14 protein-coding genes are annotated in these 15,187 nt (G+C 71.7%); 5 read left to right on the top strand and 9 right to left on the bottom strand.

What is annotated here, in order from left to right:
* From KME79_RS19700 to glgX, 4 genes are all read right to left on the bottom strand, one after another.
* The coding region (locus KME79_RS19700; RefSeq protein ID WP_219545684.1) for a hypothetical protein at positions 1 to 716 on the bottom strand (716 nt) is incomplete at its 3' end.
* A gap of 116 nt (positions 717 to 832) precedes the next feature.
* Entirely contained in the window at positions 833 to 2,545 is a 1,713-nt protein-coding gene (gene treZ / locus KME79_RS19695) for a malto-oligosyltrehalose trehalohydrolase (RefSeq protein WP_219545683.1), read from the bottom strand.
* A complete protein-coding gene (treY, locus tag KME79_RS19690) occupies positions 2,535 to 4,703 on the bottom strand; it encodes a malto-oligosyltrehalose synthase (protein WP_219545682.1) in 2,169 nt (722 codons plus the stop codon). Before treY ends, treZ begins: the two co-directional genes overlap by 11 nt.
* Entirely contained in the window at positions 4,696 to 6,789 is a 2,094-nt protein-coding gene (gene glgX / locus KME79_RS19685; protein WP_148033950.1) for a glycogen debranching protein GlgX, read from the bottom strand. Before glgX ends, treY begins: the two co-directional genes overlap by 8 nt.
* 325 nt (positions 6,790 to 7,114) lie before the next feature.
* On the opposite strand from glgX, the gene mscL reads away from it, so the two are divergent.
* Both mscL and KME79_RS19675 read left to right on the top strand, forming a co-directional pair.
* Positions 7,115 to 7,543 carry a large conductance mechanosensitive channel protein MscL gene (gene mscL / locus KME79_RS19680; protein ID WP_148033954.1) on the top strand — a complete coding sequence of 143 codons (429 nt, stop codon included), beginning with the start codon at positions 7,115 to 7,117 and terminating at the stop codon, positions 7,541 to 7,543.
* Between the two features lie 96 nt (positions 7,544 to 7,639).
* Positions 7,640 to 8,218 (top strand): hypothetical protein, encoded by a 579-nt coding sequence (locus KME79_RS19675; protein WP_261808809.1) that lies wholly within the window; start codon positions 7,640 to 7,642, stop codon positions 8,216 to 8,218.
* Here KME79_RS19675 and KME79_RS19670 read toward each other — a convergent pair.
* From KME79_RS19670 to KME79_RS19660, 3 genes are all read right to left on the bottom strand, one after another.
* Positions 8,197 to 9,126, bottom strand: a complete 930-nt coding sequence (locus KME79_RS19670; RefSeq protein ID WP_219545681.1) for a threonine ammonia-lyase — start codon at positions 9,124 to 9,126, stop codon at positions 8,197 to 8,199. The two genes, KME79_RS19675 and KME79_RS19670, sit on opposite strands and share 22 nt — an antisense overlap.
* A gap of 4 nt (positions 9,127 to 9,130) precedes the next feature.
* Positions 9,131 to 9,682 carry a phosphatase PAP2 family protein gene (locus tag KME79_RS19665; protein WP_219545680.1) on the bottom strand — a complete coding sequence of 184 codons (552 nt, stop codon included), beginning with the start codon at positions 9,680 to 9,682 and terminating at the stop codon, positions 9,131 to 9,133.
* A gap of 81 nt (positions 9,683 to 9,763) precedes the next feature.
* Positions 9,764 to 10,072, bottom strand: a complete 309-nt coding sequence (locus tag KME79_RS19660) for a hypothetical protein (protein WP_219545679.1) — start codon at positions 10,070 to 10,072, stop codon at positions 9,764 to 9,766.
* Positions 10,073 to 10,149: 77 nt separating this feature from the next.
* Between KME79_RS19660 and KME79_RS19655 the strand changes: the two genes are divergently transcribed.
* Positions 10,150 to 10,944, top strand: coding sequence for a universal stress protein (locus tag KME79_RS19655; protein WP_261808810.1), 795 nt, complete (start codon positions 10,150 to 10,152; stop codon positions 10,942 to 10,944).
* Here KME79_RS19655 and KME79_RS19650 read toward each other — a convergent pair.
* Both KME79_RS19650 and KME79_RS19645 read right to left on the bottom strand, forming a co-directional pair.
* Positions 10,916 to 12,049 (bottom strand): glycosyltransferase, encoded by a 1,134-nt coding sequence (locus KME79_RS19650; protein WP_219545678.1) that lies wholly within the window; start codon positions 12,047 to 12,049, stop codon positions 10,916 to 10,918. The genes KME79_RS19655 and KME79_RS19650 overlap by 29 nt on opposite strands.
* Positions 12,046 to 13,020, bottom strand: a complete 975-nt coding sequence (locus tag KME79_RS19645) for a glucosyl-3-phosphoglycerate synthase (RefSeq protein WP_219545677.1) — start codon at positions 13,018 to 13,020, stop codon at positions 12,046 to 12,048. The genes KME79_RS19650 and KME79_RS19645 overlap by 4 nt, the downstream gene beginning before the upstream one ends.
* Before the next feature lie 105 nt (positions 13,021 to 13,125).
* Here KME79_RS19645 and KME79_RS19640 point away from each other — a divergent pair, with 105 nt between their 5' ends.
* Positions 13,126 to 14,076, top strand: a complete 951-nt coding sequence (locus KME79_RS19640) for a Gfo/Idh/MocA family protein (RefSeq protein WP_246640094.1) — start codon at positions 13,126 to 13,128, stop codon at positions 14,074 to 14,076.
* Complete coding sequence (locus KME79_RS19635) at positions 14,069 to 15,181, top strand: zinc-binding dehydrogenase (protein WP_219545675.1); 1,113 nt, start codon at positions 14,069 to 14,071, stop codon at positions 15,179 to 15,181. Before KME79_RS19640 ends, KME79_RS19635 begins: the two co-directional genes overlap by 8 nt.
* Positions 15,182 to 15,187 lie beyond the last annotated feature (6 nt).

Here is a 15,187-nt window from a genome sequence, read left to right as displayed (position 1 = left end):
GCGCAGGGGGTGAGGCGGACACCGAGGGGGGCGGGCGGGAGGGGGAGGTGGTCGTCGATGGCGCGGCGGCGGGCCCCGGGGTGGGCGGCGGCGAAGGCGAGGTGGCCGGCGACCAGGCGGGCGGCCACCGTACGCAGGAGGTTGGTGGCGCACAGGGTGTGGGCGCAGGCCGCGCCGTCGAGGGTGATCTCCGGGAGGCCGAACCTGCGCAGCCCGCGGGAGGTGACCATGAGGCCGTCGCAGGCGCCGATGCCCGCGGGGTCCCACGGCGAGCAGGTGGCGGCGTCGTGGACCTGGACGTCCCAGCCGAGCCAGCCGTCGGCCAGGTGGAAGGCGGTGGGCTCCGGGTCGTGGGCGGGCAGGACGGCGCCGGTCAGCGGGTCGGCCAGGATGCCGCCGTACGCCTGGGCGAGGGCGCGGGCGACGGCCCTGGCGGCCTGGACGGCGGCCGGTTGGTCGTGGGGCGGCGCGGCCGAGGAGACGGTGAGGTGCTGTCTGGAGCGGCGCAGCAGGCGGCGCTCGCCGGGGGTGAGGGCGACGGCGGCGGGTTTCCACGGGGTGGGGTGGTGGGTGAGCCGCAGGCGGCGGGAGCCGAGCGCGGCCATGGCGGCCTTCCTGTGGGGGCCGGTCAGGTGCCAGGGCTCGAAGGCGCCGCCGGTGAGCGTGACGACGAACAGGGACGTCAGGGTGACGGGCAGGGGCAGGACGATCTTCACGAGGGCCTCCGGTGGTCGGGCCCCCAGGATCGGCGGAGCGCGCCGGGGCGCGCGGGCACGAATCACGTTCTGTGGATGACCCGGTGCGGGACCCACCGCCTGTGGACGGCGGACGCTCAGGAGGAGGGGCGGTGGACCACCAGGGACTGGCCCGGGAGCCGTACCCCCTGCCCGTCCTCCGCCACCGGTTCGTCCGACGACAGCAGCAGCCCGCCCAGCGGCACCGGCACCGTGACCGTGTCCGTGCTGAAGTTCACGCTCACGCACACCTCGCCCCGCCACACGACCAGCCACTTCCCCGCCGGATCGGTCTCCACCCTGACCCGGTCGAGGCGCGGGTCGGTCAGCTCGGGCAGCGCCTTGCGCAGCGCGATCAGGTCGCGGTACCAGCACAGCAGCGACCAGTGCGCCTCGTCCTTCAGCTCCTGCCAGTCGAGCTTGCAGCTCAGGAACGTCTCCTCCGCCGACGGGTCGGGCGCCTCCCATGTGTAGCCGAAGCCCTCGAACTCCTTCTCCCTGCGCCCGCCCTCGCTCTCGCGCAGGTGGGGCTCGGCGTGGTCGGAGAAGAACAGGAAAGGCGTCCCCGCCCCCCACTCCTCCCCCATGAACAGCATCGGCGTGAACGGCGAGGTCAGCAGCAGGCCCGCGCCGAGCTTGAGCGCGGGCATCGGCAGCCGGTCGCCCATCGGCCGGTTGCCGATCTGGTCGTGGTTCTGCAGGCAGGCGACCAGCCGGTGGCCGGGGACGCCGGTGTAGGGCCGGCCGTGGGAGCGGCGGCGGAAGCTGGAGTAGCCGCCGTCGTGCAGGACGCCGTCGGTGAACACCTTCGCCAGGGCGGACAGCCCGGCGAAGTCCGCGTAGTAGCCGTGGGTCTCGCCGCTCACCGCGGTGTGCAGCGCGTGGTGCACGTCGTCGTTCCACTGGGCGGTCATGCCCAGGCCGCCCGCGTCCAGGGAACGCACCATGCGCGGGTCGTTCAGGTCGGACTCGGCGATCAGCGTCAGCGGCCGGCCGGTCGCGCACGACAGCGCGTCCACCTCCTCGGCCAGCTCGGCCAGCAGGTGGGTGGCGCGCCTGTCGTGCAGCGCGTGCACGGCGTCCAGCCGCAGGCCGTCGACGTGGTAGTCGCGCAGCCACTGCAACGCGTTCTCGATGAAGTAGCGGCGCACCACGTCGGAGCCGGGCCCGTCCAGGTTGACCGCCTCGCCCCAGTAGCTCCCCTCGAACCCGCCGAAGTACGGGCCGAACGGGTGCAGGAAGTTGCCCGACGGCCCCAGGTGGTTGTAGACCACGTCGAGGATGACGCCGATGCCGGCCCGGTGGCAGGCGTCGACGAAGGTCTTGAGCCCGTCGGGCCCGCCGTAGGTCTCGTTCACCGCGTACAGGTCGACCCCGTCGTAGCCCCAGTTGCGGGTGCCGGGCACCGGCGCGACCGGCATGATCTCCACGAAGTCGACGCACAGCTCGACGAGATGGTCCAGCCTGCCGGCGGCGGCCTGGAACGTGCCCTCGGGGGTGAACGTGCCGATGTGCAGCTCGTAGATCACCCCGCCGCGCAGGTCGCGACCCTTCCAGTCGTGGTCGGACCAGGTGTAGCGGGCGTGGTCGTACACGGCGCTGGGCCCGAAGACGCCCTCGGGCTGCCGGCGGGAGCGGGGGTCGGGGTAAGGGCCGTCGCCGTCGATCACGAACGCGTAGCTGGTGCCGTGCACGGCGTCCGGCACGTCGAGCGACCACCAGCCGTCCGTCCCGGCGGACAGCCCGCGCCGCTCGCCCAGGACCAGGACCTCGACGGCCGTGGCGTTGGGGGCCCACACGTCAAAGATCATTTCGCTCCAGGAGTGCGACGGGAAGGGAACCGAGCAGGTGGGCCAGGGGGACCCGGCCGGTGTGCACGCCGCCGCCGAACAGGTCGCGCCAGGTGCCCGGCGGCAGCGACAGCGTGGTGCCGCCCCAGCCGCCGCGCCGCTCCAGGCCGACGGGCAGCCGGGTGACGACGGCGACGGCCCGCGCGCCGACACCGGTCCCGGTGGGGTCGTCGCCGCCTCGGGCGAACGCGATCACGTGCTCCGCCGCCGCGCCGTCCGCGCGCAGCGGCGTGTACGGTGCGGCGGGGCCGACGCGCCGGCGCAGGCGCAGCCCCTGGGTGGTGACCCGTAGCTTGGCGGCGTCCCAGGCGGAGGCGGGGGTGCGCGGATATGTGACGGGCCGCCGGTTGTCGGGGTCGACCAGGGAGAAGTCGGTCGTCTCGTTGCCCTGGTAGACGTCGGGCACGCCGGGCATCATGAGCTGCACGAGCTTGGCCCCGAGCGAGTTCGCCATCGCGTAGCGGTCGATCCGCTCGGTGAACTCGCCGACCGGCAGCCGCACGGCCGCCTCGGCGAACGCGCGCAGCCCCCGCTCGTAGTCCGGGTCGGGGCGCACCCACGAGATCGCGGTCTTGGCCTCGCGCGCCGCCTTCAGCAGGTAGTCGGTGAACCGGCCGGCCGAGATCGGCCAGGCGGCCATGAGGTTCTGCCAGGCCAGGTAGTCGAGCCGGCGGTCGAAGGCGACCTGCGCCGACCACTCCGACACCGCCTTCTCCCACTCCTCGGGCAGCTCCGACAGCACCGAGAGCCGGGCCCGCACGTCCTCCGAGCGCTTGGTGTCGTGGGTGGACAGCGTGGTCATGGTGTGCGGCGGCATGGCCGCGCAGTAGTCGTGGAACTCCTCGACCGGCACGCCGAAGTGGTCCGGCTCCCATCCGACCTCGTTCAGGCACGACAGCGGGAACCACCGGTAGAGCGCGGTGTCCTCGACGCCCTTGGCCATGACGGGACCGCAGGCCTGCTGGAACCGGGTGATCACCTCGGGCGGCCCGTGCAGGACCTGCTCGACGAGCGGGTGGACGGCGGAGGAGCAGACCGCGGCCGCCCCCTCGACGATCTCGACCGACACGGCGGGCGGCGGCTCGCCCGGCACCACGTACGCCCGGTAGACCGGCATGGCGGCGAGCAGCTCGGCGACCGCCGCCGGGTCGCAGGAGGCGGCGCGGGCCAGCCGGCTCACCTCGGCGCCGAAGAACAGGTCGACGACCTCCTGCTTGGCCAGGGTCATGACCTGCCGGTAGTCGGCGGGCTCGCCGGTCAGCCGGGTGAACAGCTCGACCAGCGGCCGCTTGCCACCGGGGTCGACGAACAGGCCGGTGACCCGGTTGAGCGTCTCGTAGCCGGTGGTGCCGTCGCACGCCCAGTCGGCGGGCAGCCGCTCCTCCCCGATGAGGATCTTCTCCACGACCGTCCAGGTGCCGCCGGACCTGGCGCGCAGCCGTTCCAGATAGCCCCGGGGGTCGGCGAGGCCGTCGGGGTGATCGACCCGCAGCCCGTCGGCCAGCCCTTCGTCGAGCAGCCAGAAGATCACCTCGTGGGTGGCGAAGAACACCTCCGGGTCCTCGGCCCGCAGCCCGATCAGGGTGGACACGTCGAAGAAGCGCCGGTATCCGGGCCCCTCCCGCCAGTCGACCAGCCGGTAGTGGCCCGGATAGGGGAACTCGTGCTCGTGGTAGCGCAGCACGTCGCCGTCGACGACCGGCTCGGTGTCGTCGCCGAGCACGGGCAGCGCGACCTTGCCGTCCTCCCACTCGATGTCGAACCAGCGCGCGTACGGGGACTCCGGACCGTCCTTCAGCACCGACCAGAACGCGGCGTTCCTGGTGTTCATGTGGTTGGGCACCAGGTCGAGCACGACGCCGAGATCGTGCGCCGCGAGCTGCTCGGCCATCTCGCGGAAGCCCTTCGCGCCGCCGAACTCCTCGCGGATCCTGGAGTGGTCGGTGACGTCGTAGCCGTGCAGGGAGCCGGGCGTCGCCTGGAGGATCGGCGACAGGTAGACGTGGCTGACCCCGAGGTCGCGCAGATAGCCCGCGATCTCCGCCACCTGGGCGAAGCCGAAGTCGGGGGTCAGCTGCAGCCGGTAGGTCGAGACGGGCCTGGTCAGGGAATCAGACACGGCGCAGCACCCGCACACTCCGCCCCGGCACCGCCACGCCCTCCCCGGCGCGGCACATGCGCACGTCCAATCTGATCGGCATCGCGGTGTCTATCTCGGTCTGCCACATCTCGCCGTAGTCCTTGGGGATCGTGAAGCGGATGGTGTCGTGGTGCGCGTTGAACAGCAGCAGGAACGAGTCGTCCCTGATGGGCCGGCCGCGCCGGTCGGGCTCGGTGATGGCCTCGCCGTTGAGGAAGACGGCCAGCGACTTGGCGTAGCCGACGTTCCAGTCGCTGTCGGTCATCTCCTCGCCCGACGGGGTCAGCCAGGCGATGTCGCTGAGCCCCCGTACGGGCTTGCCGTAGAAGAACCGCCTGCGGCGGAAGACCGGATGCTTCTTGCGCAGCGCCGCCAGGCTCTGGGTGAACTCCAGCAGCAGCCAGTTCTCCCGCACGTCCGACCAGTCGACCCAGGTCAGCTCGTTGTCCTGGCAGTAGCCGTTGTTGTTGCCCTGCTGGGTGCGGCCCAGCTCGTCGCCGTGCGACAGCATCGGCACGCCCTGCGACAGGAACAGCGTGGTCAGGAAGTTGCGCTTCTGCTGCTCGCGCAGGGACTCGATGGCCCAGCCCGCCGGGCCCTCCGCGCCGCAGTTCCAGGACCGGTTGTCGTCGGTGCCGTCGCGGTTGCCCTCCTTGTTGGCCTCGTTGTGCTTGTGGTCGTACGAGACGAGGTCCCGCAGCGTGAAGCCGTCGTGGCAGGTGACGAAGTTGATCGAGGCGGCGGGGCGGCGGGTGTCGGCCTGGTAGAGGTCGCTCGACCCGGTGAAGCGGGAGGCGAACTCCGGCATCGTGGCCGGCTGGCCGCGCCACAGGTCGCGGATGGTGTCGCGGTAGCGGCCGTTCCACTCGGTCCACCGCGACGGGAAGTTGCCCACCTGGTAGCCGCCGGGCCCGACGTCCCACGGCTCGGCGATGAGCTTGACCTGCGACAGCACCGGGTCCTGCTGCACCAGGTCGAAGAACGCGCTCAGCCGGTCGACCTCGTGCAGCTCCCGGGCCAGCGTCGAGGCCAGGTCGAACCGGAACCCGTCGACGTGCATCTCGATGACCCAGTAACGCAGCGAATCCATGATCATCTGCAGCACGTGCGGCGAGCGCATGAGCAGGCTGTTGCCGGTGCCGGTGGTGTCCATGTAGTAGCGCTTGTCGTTGTCGACCAGCCGGTAGTAGTTGGGGTTGTCGATGCCGCGGAAGCCCAGCGTCGGCCCCAGGTGGTTGCCCTCGGCCGTGTGGTTGTAGACGACGTCCAGGATGACCTCGATGCCGGCTTCGTGCAGTGCCTTCACCATGGCCTTGAACTCCAGCACCTGCTGGCCCCGCTGCCCGGTGCTGGAGTAGCGGTTGTGCGGCGCGAAGAAGCCGATCGAGTTGTAGCCCCAGTAGTTGGACAGCCCGCGCTGCTCCAGTACGTGGTCGGTGACGAACTGGTGGACCGGCATCAGCTCCAGCGCCGTGACGCCCAGCTTCGTCAGATGGTCGGTGATCACCGGATGGCCGAGCGCGGCGTAGGTGCCGCGCACCCGCGCGGGGATCTTCGGATGGCTGATGGTCAGCCCCCGCACGTGCGCCTCGTAGATCACCGTGTCGTGGTACGGGGTCGCCGGCGGCCGGTCGTGACCCCAGCCGAAGAACGGGTTGACGACGATCGAGCGCGGCACGTACGGCGCCGAATCGAGGTCGTTGCGGGTGTCGGGATGCCCGAACCGGTAACCGTACGCCGCCTCGTGCCAGGTCACCCCGCCCTCGATCGCCATCGCGTACGGGTCGAGCAGCAGCTTGTTCGGATTGCAGCGCAGCCCGTGCGCCGGGTCGTACGGACCGTGCACCCGGTAGCCGTAGCGCTGGCCGGGCCCGATGCCCGGCAGGTAGCCGTGCCAGATGAAGCCGTCGACCTCGGTGAGCTTCACCCGCTCCTCGCGGTTGTCCTCGTCGAACAGGCACAGCTCCACGGCATCCGCGACCTCGGTGTAGAGCGAGAAGTTGGTGCCGGCGCCGTCATAGGTCGCCCCGAGCGGGTAAGGATCTCCCGGCCAGATTTCGATCATCGAGGCTTCCTCCCGGTCCCTCCCATGTTCCGTTCCCCCGCCCTACCGGACAAGCCCGGCCTCGTTTCCCTCTGACGCGACCAGTACCTTCCCCTCGTTCCGCTCCGATCACCTCGTACGGGCGAGCGGTGAGCCGCCCGGCTGGACGGTTCACGGGGAACCGCGGGCCGAAGCCCTCTCGTACGGGTCCGGATCCCACGCCCGTGGACGGCTTCGATCGCGAGGAGTGGGAAGAGTTCCGGGACGCGGTCAAAGCCGGACGCTTCGACGCCGTCTGAAACCCTGTGTTGACCTGTGCTTGGCCGCCTACATACGGTTGCCTGCTATGGCTGGTTTCAGAAAATTCCTGCTGCGCGGCAACATCGTCGAGCTGGCGGTGGCCGTCATCGTCGGCGCGACCTTCAGCGGGCTCGTGCAGGCCCTCGTCCGCGACCTGATCACGCCGCTGATCGGCGCCGTCACCGGGGGGCGCCAGCCGGACTTCGCGCAGTACTCGTTCACCGTCAACGGCAGCGAGTTCAAGTACGGCGACTTCCTCAACCACCTGATCACCTTCCTGATCATCGCGGCGGTGGTCTACTGGCTGGTCGTGCTGCCGATGACGCGGCTCGTCACCCTGTTCGACCGCGACAAGGCGGCCACCACGAAGGAGTGCCCGGAGTGCCTGGGCGAGATCCCGATCGAGGCCCGCCGGTGCATGCACTGCACGATCCAGCTGGTGCCCGAGACGGAGAAGCCGGCCGCCACCACGTAGCGACGCCACGCCGGGCGGGCTGCGTCAGGGCGCGGTTTCGGCTCGGTTCCAGCTGGTACCCCATCAAGTGCGGCCTTGGTCCGACAAGATGGACGGGTGAGCGTTGAGTTGATGGTGTGGGACGCGCCCGTGCCCGTCTCCAGGGACCAGGCACGGGCCGCCTATCTGGAGGTCCGCAAGGGCGAGCCCGTTCAGAGGGAGCTGCCGGAGGTCGCCAAGGAGCTGCCGGGCACCGTCACCGTCTACGGGGACCACGTGCTGGTGACGATGGACCTGGAGACCATGGACGAGATGTCGGCCCAGGTGTTCGAGGTCGCGCGCGCGTACGGGCTGGTGTGTTACGACCCGCAGCGCGACCTCGTCCACAACGTGGCGCCGCTCGGGGTCTACCAGGGCATGCAGCTCCACACCGGCGACGGGCTCATCGTGCACGATCCCGATCTGGGGCTGGTGCACGACGTGCTCGGCACCATGTCGCCACAGAACCCGTTCGTGGCGCTGGTGACCTTCGGCCACCACTTCATCCAGGTCTCCCCCGGCTACGAGCTGGAGTACAAGGAGGGCGCGATGGTGCGCGCCGAGGTGGCGGAGCTGGAGGAGGTGCGGCGCGCCTTCCACGAGTACGCGACGGGCGAGCGGGGCTTCCTCAGCCGTCACTCCTGGTCGGCGGTCTGAAACACCTCGCGCAGCAGGGCGGGGTCGACGTTGCCGCCCGACAGCACCGCCACCGTCAGCCCGCGCGGCAGCTTGCCCGACAGGCGGGCGGCCGTGGCGACGGCGCCGCTCGGCTCGGCCACCAGGCGTCCGGCGGTGGCCAGGTGGCGCATGGCGGCGCGGATCTCGTCCTCGGTGACGGTGACGACCGCGTCGACGTGCGCGCGCAGGTGGGCGAAGGTCAGCTCCGACAGCTCGGCGCGAAGGCCGTCGGCGCTCGTGCGGAACGTCCGGGCGGGCTCCCAGGTGATGAGCCGACCGGCGGCCAGGCTCTCGGCGGCGTCGGCGGCCAGTTCGGGCTCGACGCCGATCACGGCGGCGCGGGGGCGCAGCGCCTTGACGGCGGCGGCGATGCCGGAGACGAGCCCTCCCCCGCTGACCGGCACCGCGACCACCTCGACGTCGGGCAGGTCGGCCAGGATCTCCAGCCCGATCGTGCCCTGCCCGGCGATCACATCCGGATGGTCGTACGGCGGCACCAGCGTGAGGCCGCGCCCGGCGGCCACCTCGGCGGCGGCGGCCAGGCGCCGGTCGGGCGGCACCACGACGAGCTCGGCGCCGTGGCGGCGGATGGCGTCGGTCTTGACGCGGGGCGTGCCCTCGGGCACCACGACCACGCAGGGCACCCCGAAGCTCGCCGCCGCGTAGGCGAGGGCCTGGCCGTGGTTGCCCGATGAGTGGGTGACGACCCCGGCGGGGCGCAGATGGGCCACCGCGTTGTAGGCGCCGCGGATCTTGAACGAGCCGACCCGTTGCAGGCTCTCGGACTTGACCAGGAGGTCTCCGACCGGCACCAGCGGGGTGCGGACGACGACCGGCTCGATCCGCCCGGCGGCCGCCCGGATGTCCTCGACCGTCACCAGTTCCATGCGATCAACCTACGGCGGACAGGCGTGCCCGGGCCAGGCGGACCACCGGGGTGACGGCGCCGACCATCAGCAGGGCCAGCAGCGGCGCGAGGGCCAGGCCGAGCACGAACCCGGCGATCACGTCGTGCGGGTAGTGCACGCCGACGAACACCCGGGAGAACGCCATCACGACGGCCAGGGGCACCACCACCCAGCCGAGCGCGCGCCAGGCCAGCATGAGGGTTCCGGCGGCCCCGGCGGCGATCACCGAGTGGTTGCTGGGGAACGACCAGTCCGCCGCCGGCGGGCAGGCGGCGATCGTCACGACGCCGCCCCGGCACGGCCGGTCCTCCCTGACGAGGAGCTTCAGCACCTCGCTGATCACGTACGCGCCCACGATCCCGGCCGGTCCGGCGATGGCGATCGCCAGGTCGCGCGCGGGAGCGTGGCGGGCGCGCCACCAGCACACGACGAACAGCGCGGCGAAGATGAACAGGCCGGCGTCGGTGCCGACCTCGGCCAGGGTGTGCAGCCAGGCCGGCGTGGTGAGTGCGAAGTCGACGATGTCGCGATACACACGTGTCCAATCCATTAACAGGTGATGGACACGACTTTACGAGGAGATGGCACCGCGATGTGCCGTCAGAAAGGAGGAAGATCAGGTGGAGCCGAGGAAGCGCCTCGACAGCGCCAGCTGGGTCTGCTCCAGCTCGCCCCGGGTGATGAGGCCGCGCTCGAAGGACTCGGTGACGGCGTCGCGCTCGGCCACGTAGCAGGCGGCCATGATCTCGCTGCGGAGCGGCGTGAAACCGCGCTCGACGCATTCGGCGAACATCCGCGCCTTCGCCCCTACCTTGTCGCCCGCGACCGTACAGGCGAGGTCCTGGGCCTTAAGCTGCCCGACGGCGTCACGCAGGGTGATCATGCCGGACGAACCCATGAACTTGGTGTCAAGAGTGATCTTCAATTCCTTTCGCCTCCGTTGTTATGCAACGCTTTGCAATGACGGCGTATTCCCTGCTCGACGCGGGTAAAGACGCTTTCGTGATCGGAGAGCACGTGATCGTCGGCTACACCCACGACGCGGGCGGGCGGGAGGCGCTGGCCCTCGGCGCGGCCATCACGCGGGTCACCGGCGGCGAGCTCACGGTGGCCTCGATCTACCCGCCCGGCAGCCCGGGGCGGGCGGTGGAGGCCCAGGCCAACCTGGCGGAGGCGGGCGTGGCGCTGGAGGACGTCCCGTCGGAGTACATGGCGTTCGAGAGCCGGGGCGCCGGCCGCGGGCTGGGGGTGCTGGCCAGCCGGATCAAGGCCGACCTGATCGTGGTCGGGTCGGCGGCCGGCGGGCAGCACGGCCGCATCGCCCTCGGCAGCACCGGCGACCACCTGCTCCACCTGTCGCCGGAGGCGGTGATGGTGGCGCCGTCCGGCTTCGCGCCGACCGGCGAGCTGTCCCGGCTCACGCTCGCGTACGTGCACCGGCCGCAGTGTGACGAGGCGGTGGCGCGGATGTCGCAGGCGGCGCTGCGGCTGGGCGTGCCGCTGCGGCTGATCACCTTCGACCTGCGCACCGACGATCCTGAGCGCATCCGCGACGACCTGGCGCTGGCCGTGCGCCTGGCCTGGGAGACCGCGGGGATCGAGGCGGAGGCCGACGTCGCCGAGGGCCACGACGTGGCGGCCGCGATGGAGACCGCCACGTGGCTCCCGGGCGAGCTGCTGATCTGCGCGGCGAGCGAGGACGCCCAGCCGCACCGGGTGTTCCTGGGCGAGCTGGCGATGAAGATGCTGCGCGCCGCCCCGGTCCCGGTCACCGTGCTGCCACGGGGCTTCTCCTGATCGCCCGCTCGTACAGCTCCAGGTAGCGCTCCGCCATGACGGCCGGTGAGAAGCGGCGGGCGGCCTCGCGGCGGCACTCCTCCGGGTCGATCTCGTCCACCCGGAGTATCCACTCCGCGAGCTCCTCCTCGGTGTCGGCGAGGAAGCCGGTGCGGCCGTGGTCGATGATCTCCGGCAGGCAGCCGCGGCGCAGGCCGACCGGCGGCACGCCCAGGGCCAGCGCCTCGACGACGGCGGTGCCGCCCGGCTCGTCCCACTGGATGGGGAACAACGAGGCGCGGGCGGAGGCGTAGAGCCGGTCGCGGTCCTCGCCGCCGACCGAGCCGATCCAGGTGGCGCGGTCGCCGTCGAGGTAGGTGGAGACGTGGTCGACGAGGTAGCGCACGTCGGGGTGGCCGTAGAGCGGGTGGGACGGGTCCTGGGCGACGGCCTCCAGCTCGGCGGGCGTGTCGAGGCCGCTCACCGGGCCGGCCAGCGTCAGCGGCAGGCCGAGCTTCTGACAGATGCGGGCGGCCACGTGCTGGCCCTTGAGCCCGCACACGCGGCCCATGACCACCAGGTGCTCGCCCCGCTCGACCCGCAGGCCGGTGCCCGCGAGCGGGGTGGCCAGGTGCACGGCCCCCAGCGCGGCCCGGCGCAGCGCCTCGGGGGCGCGGGCGAGCTGGGAGTGGGAGACGCCGTTGACGGCGATCTTGTGAGGGAAGGAGTCATAGAAGGCGGCGTGCTTGTGCAGGTCCCAGTGCAGGGTGTGCAGGACGGGCGGGCCGTCCAGCGCCGCCAGCACGCCGGGGCCGACCACTTCGAGGTGGTCGTGGACGAGGTCGATGTCGTCGCGGCGGCGCAGCTCCTCGGCCACGCGCGCCTGGTGGGCGTGGGCGATGCCCATGACCTGGTTGTACGGCTTCTGCAGGTGGGGGAACTGGCCGTCGGCGTAGACGCTGATCAGCTCGTCCACCTCGATGGCGCTCGTCCCCACCGAGGCCAGCACCACCCGCACCCCCCGAGCGCGCAGCTCGGGGATCAGGGTGGCGACGACGTTCTCGATGCCGCCGTATCCAGGAGGCGGTACGGGGAGCCAGGGCCCGGCGTTCAGCAGGATGTTCAAGCCACGTCCTCCTCTAAGACGAGAGTGGCCAGGGGCGGCCGCTCGGCCACGCCCACGTCCACCAGGTCCGCCTGCCCATCCAGGCCGAACTGCAACAGCGTGTGGGCGGGCGACTCCGGGGAGACGAGGCGGCCCTGGCGTTCCAGACGGGACCAGGCGGTCAGCATGATCTGCCCGGCCATCCGGCCGAGCGCGGCCACCGACTGGTGGGTGTGGACCCGCACGCCCAGGTCCACCTGGGCCATCGCGTCCAGGCCGGCGAGCTGCAGGAGGTCCACCAGCAGCCCGAACTCGACGCCGTACTCGGTGACGAAGGGGACCTGCTCCAGCACCTCGCGGCGGGCCGCGTACTCGCCGCCGAGCGGCTGGGCGAAGCCGGACAGCTCCGGCCAGAACATGTTGAGCAGCGGGCGGGCCACGAGTTCGGTCACGCGCCCGCCGCCGCCGCGGTGGGCCACCCCGTCCGCGCCCGTGTACGGGCGTTCGTACGAGCCCTTGACGAACTGGATGTCACGGTCCAGCAGCAGCGGCCCGAGCAGGCCGGAGACGAAGTGCGAGCCGAAGTCGCGCAGGTCCGCGTCCACGAACACGACGATGTCCCCGGTCGTGGCGGCCAGCCCCTTCCACAGCGCCTCGCCCTTCCCGGTCAGCGGCGGAAGGTGGGAGAGCACCGCTTCCTGGGCGACGACCCGGGCGCCCGCCGCGGCCGCCCTGGAGGCGGTCGCGTCGGTGGACAGGGAGTCGACCACGACGATCTCGTCCACGAGCGGAGCCCGTTCCACCAGGTCGCGGCGGATCGCGGTGACGATGTCGCCCACCGTCGACTCCTCGTTGTGGGCCGGCAGCACCACGCTCACCGTGGTGGCTCCCTTGGCCAGCAGGAGAGAGTCGACCGGCCAGTCGGCGGCCGTGCTGGAGTGGAGTCCGTACCATTCCCGGACCCTCGTCAAGGCCTCCAGATCTGATTTCATGCAGTCAACCCCGATCTTTGGAGGTCAGGTCGGCGACAACTGCCCCCTTGATGACTCTTCGAACGTATTTGTTTGTTTTCTGGAGGGCGTGGGATATGCCGGGTTATGTCTCCCGCCATCCGTGTGGGCATCGTAGGGGCCGGCAATGTCGCCGCCCGTCATGCCGACGTCCTATCAGGTTTCCCCGACGTGACGATCGCCGGGATCGCCGATACCGATCCTCGCAGAGCCGCGGCGCTGGCCTCCAAGCACGGCTCCCCCGCCTATGGCGACCATGCGGACCTGCTGAGCGCGGGCGGGCTGGATGCCGTGTACGTGTGCGTGCCTCCCTTCGCGCACGGTGACCCCGAGCGTGACATCCTGGCCTGCGATCTCCCGATCTTCGTGGAGAAGCCGCTCTCGCTCGACCTGGCCACCGCGGAGTCGATCGCGGACGAGATCGACCGGCGCGGGCTGCCCTCCGCCGTCGGCCACCACTGGCGCTACCTGGACATCCTCGACCGCGCCCGGGACCTGCTGGCCGATCGGCCGGTACGGCTCGCGCTGGGTCACTGGCTGGACAAGGTGCCGCCGGTCGCCTGGTGGCTCGATCCGGGCAGGTCCGGCGGTCAGACCGTCGAGCAGGCCGTCCACGTGCTGGACCTGGCGCGGCTGCTCGTGGGCGAGGTGACGATGGTGCACGCGGTGCCCGCCGGGAACGCCGTGGACGGCGAGGTGGACCGGGCCACCGCCGCCGTCATGAGCTTCGCCGCCGGCGCCACGGGGCTGCTGGCCACCTGCTGCCTGCTGGACCGCAAGCACCGGGCGGGGCTGGAGGTGCACGCCGAGGGCATCGCGCTGGAGCTGAGCGAGACCGAGCTGGTCGTCGACGGCGAGCAGCGGCTGCGGGACGGCGGCGAGGCCAAAGTGGCGGTGGATCGCGCGTTCGTCGACGCCGTCCAGGGTAAGGAGGCCGACGTGCGCGTCCCGTACCGGGAGGCGCTCAAGACCCACCGGCTGGCTCTGGCGCTGGCGCGGTCCGCACGCGAACGGAAGCCGGTGATGCTCGATGCATGACGTCGCGACCGTCCTCAGCATCGAGGCGCCCGGTGAAGTGACGCTGGTCGAGGAGAAGCTCGGCGACGTGCCCGACGGCGGGTTCCTGGTGGAGACCGTCCACAGCGGCGTGTCGGCCGGCACCGAGCTCACCTACGTCAAGGGCGACAACCCCTACCTGACCTCGACCTGGGACCGCGGCCTCGGCCTGTTCCTGGAGGGCACGCCGTCGATCGCCTACCCGGTGCGCGGGATCGGCTACATGCAGGTCGGCCGGGTGGTCGAGACCCGCACCCGGGCGGTGGCCGAGGGCGCGCTGGTGGCCATGGCGTACGGGCACCGCAGCGCTTACGTCGCCGACCCGATGCGCGACCGGTTCGTGCCGCTGCCCGGAGAGCTCGACCCGATGCTCGGCATCTACGTCGCCCACATGGGCCCCATCTGCGCCAACGGGCTGCTGCACGCCGCCGCCGACCTGTACGGCCAGGACGTCCACCATCTCGGCGACGGGGTGCGCGGGCGGCGGGTCGCGGTGGTGGGCGCGGGCGTGGTCGGGCTGCTGACCGCGTCGTTCGCGATCTCGTACGGGGCCGCGGAGGTGGTGGTCGTGGACGAGACGCCTGACCGGCTGGCGGTCGCCGCCGCGCTGGGCGCCGACACGCTGGCCGCCGACGCCGATCCGGCGGTCGAGCTGAAGCGGCGCTGGCGCCACGGTCCCGACGACCGGGGCGCCGACGTGGTCTTCCAGTGCCGCGGCCGGGCCAGGGCGCTGGCCCTGGCGCTGAAGCTGCTGCGGCCCCAGGGGGTGGCCGTCGACCTGGCCTTCTACACCGACGGCGCCCAGGAGGTGCGGCTCGGCGAGGAGTTCCACCACAACGGGTTGTCGCTGCGCTGCGCGCAGATCGGGCGGGTGCCGCGCGGCCTGGCGCACGCCTGGGACCGGGAGCGGCTCTCGTACGAGAGCGTCGTCCTGCTCGCGGGCCGCGGCGAGCTGCTACGCCGGCACCTGATCACCGACGTGGTCGGCTTCGACGAGGGCCCCCGCCTGATGGCCCAGCTCGCGAGCCGTGAGCGGCACGCCCTCCAGGCCGTGCTCAGCGATCACGTCGACGATCAGAGCGGCTGACCAGCT

This window comes from Nonomuraea harbinensis, from assembly GCF_019396385.1.
Classification (GTDB): domain Bacteria; phylum Actinomycetota; class Actinomycetes; order Streptosporangiales; family Streptosporangiaceae; genus Nonomuraea; species Nonomuraea ferruginea.
The sequence above is the reverse complement of the archived record's forward strand: the minus strand, read 5'-3'. Positions and strand labels throughout refer to the sequence as shown.

Coding starts and splice junctions, on each gene's coding strand:
- KME79_RS19645 (WP_219545677.1), bottom strand. CDS start 13,020: ATGAAATCAGATCTGGAGGCCTTGACGAGGGTCCGGGAATGGTACGGA.
- KME79_RS19640 (WP_246640094.1), top strand. CDS start 13,126: ATGTCTCCCGCCATCCGTGTGGGCATCGTAGGGGCCGGCAATGTCGCC.
- mscL (WP_148033954.1), top strand. CDS start 7,115: ATGGCTGGTTTCAGAAAATTCCTGCTGCGCGGCAACATCGTCGAGCTG.
- KME79_RS19635 (WP_219545675.1), top strand. CDS start 14,069: ATGCATGACGTCGCGACCGTCCTCAGCATCGAGGCGCCCGGTGAAGTG.
- glgX (WP_148033950.1), bottom strand. CDS start 6,789: ATGATCGAAATCTGGCCGGGAGATCCTTACCCGCTCGGGGCGACCTAT.
- KME79_RS19670 (WP_219545681.1), bottom strand. CDS start 9,126: ATGGAACTGGTGACGGTCGAGGACATCCGGGCGGCCGCCGGGCGGATC.
- treZ (WP_219545683.1), bottom strand. CDS start 2,545: ATGATCTTTGACGTGTGGGCCCCCAACGCCACGGCCGTCGAGGTCCTG.